At 34.6% G+C, this 2,189-nt stretch carries 1 protein-coding gene; it reads left to right on the top strand.

Translation table 11 applies throughout. From position 1 onward, the window contains the following. The first annotated feature begins 115 nt into the window (after positions 1-115). Positions 116-2,074 carry a hypothetical protein gene (locus tag HGC4_RS09780; protein ID WP_050709954.1) on the top strand — a complete coding sequence of 653 codons (1,959 nt, stop codon included), beginning with the start codon at positions 116-118 and terminating at the stop codon, positions 2,072-2,074. The last annotated feature ends 115 nt before the right edge of the window (positions 2,075-2,189 follow it).

Here is a 2,189-nt window from a genome sequence, read left to right as displayed (position 1 = left end):
ACGAATAATATATTATTCGTTGGGATCTCGGCTACCCATAATTAGCTCTAAAAGTGAAAGCAGGTTATCATTCTACAAATTACAAGTAAGTATCAATTAACAAAAAGGCGACATTATGCCAGAAACTCTTCACACCCCAGCATTTAATTTAGAATCGGCTCTAACAACGGGAGTTGATCCGCGTACCGGAAAATACGATTGTAACATCAACTTAGTTACTCTTAAACCTTATAATATAGAAGGACCTGAGCGTCCACTAATCCTTTCATTCTCTGTTCTCGAAGCAGGTTATAAAGGCTTTGGTCGTAATTGGCACTTAAAAACAACTCAATTAGATCTATCTAGAGGTATCTTCACTTCAATGACAGGTGTTAAATATGAAGTTGAGAAAGATTTAAACGGACGACCTATATATCCTTCAAGTGGAGAATATATCAATTTAAAAGATCTGAAAGTTCAGAATATAAGAATCAAAAGAAATAGCAAAAACCAATTCGAAGTATTTAACAAAGATGGCATCCGCGAGATACTCACTTGTAATGAAGATTTCCGAATTGCAACTATTAGAAGTCTTATATATGAGAATGGTGAAATATTTGATTTTAAATATAACACAGACTCCATACCTTTACTGGAGGAAATAACTCACCGTCAAACGAGGATTAAACAAATACATTTCATAATAGAAGGTAGCCAGACTGTTGCATATAATTATCCAACAATCAATGGGAATGCTAAAGTAAACCTCATATATGGGAAACCCTCACAACAAGGTACTCCAATAATGTTGTTAAACCTGAGTTATCCGTTCTTAAATGACACTAAACCCGAAGGGTCGCCTAAATACACATTCGATTATGAAAGAATTAACTTATCTGGTCTTAACAATAGTTTAGACTCTATACAAATTGTTATGACTCATTTCGCTAAGGGGGAAGGCGCCTTTGAGACAATTTCATACAATCCACAAGGCATACAAGTTACAAATAACCAATGGCTTCCTACAGTTTATCAACACACAACTAACGACGGAGACGGACAACCATCTATTACTAAAGAATACTATTTCATGGAAAGTTTGAATTATACAGGTTTCAGTCTATGTGGTAGCATCCCAGACAAGCCCGCTATAAACGATCTCCTGCAAACAACTCTGGATTATACTTATTGGACTTGGGAAACATTATTAGATAATAATGGAAAGCATGCCATCCATATTGAAAGAGAATATAATCAATTTCATCTTTTGATAACTGAAATTACTAAAACCGATTTTGGATTAAAAGTTAAGAGAATTGATTATAATCAAATTCCCGGTAACTTTTTTGAGCAACCAGCAAACCTTCATTTCCCTCGTACAATAACTCAAACCTATAATAGTATCAGTTCCGGAAAGCGTACTGAGACTGAACATATGGAAACAGACAATCAAGGCAATATCCTATCTTCGATTGACATTAACGGAATAGAAAGATCATATACCTATTATCCTACTCTCGGCATTAAAGGATTATGCCCAGCCGATCCTTTAGGCTTTGTCCGCTTTGTGAGAGAACTAAAAATTATTGCTCCATCTAATAAAGCCTCAACAACTCCCAAGAGAGTAATTAGATATACCTATACAAGTTTATCTAACCCTCACGTACAAAATCATATTGTAAAAGAGACGGAAACCGTGAATGAGAAAGTTGAGACAAAATACCTGTATGTTGAGAATAACAATCTGCCTCTTTTCAACACAGGTCGTTTACGCCAAGAAGTATACACTATTATAAGTGGAGAAACTCAGGATCAGAGCTTAAAAAAATATACTCACAAGTATAATTCTTCGAAACATGAGATAGTCACCACACTTCGAAATATAGGCTTTAATGGAGAAGAAACAACTGTCATATCTATTGATTCTCTTCATAAAGAGAAAGTACTTCCATTAACAAAAAGATCAGGAATAACCCAAGCAGTTCTATATAACCTATCTGATCAGGTGACACATAAAAGTTCTCCTTACCCATTAGGTAATTCAAAACCAACTTACAACTACACTTTTCCTCTCAGAGTGAGTTTATCCCGATGAATAATTTAATATCTCTACAAATATTTACAAAACAATTCATTGCGAGATAAATGAGGGAAAAGTTATAGATAATCACTAATAAAGGTTGTTTTAGGGATGGAGTCGTGTTATTAAA

Source organism: Dysgonomonas sp. HGC4 (assembly GCF_001261715.1).
Classification (GTDB): Bacteria; Bacteroidota; Bacteroidia; order Bacteroidales; family Dysgonomonadaceae; genus Dysgonomonas_A.
This window is presented reverse-complemented; position numbering and strand designations above follow the sequence as displayed.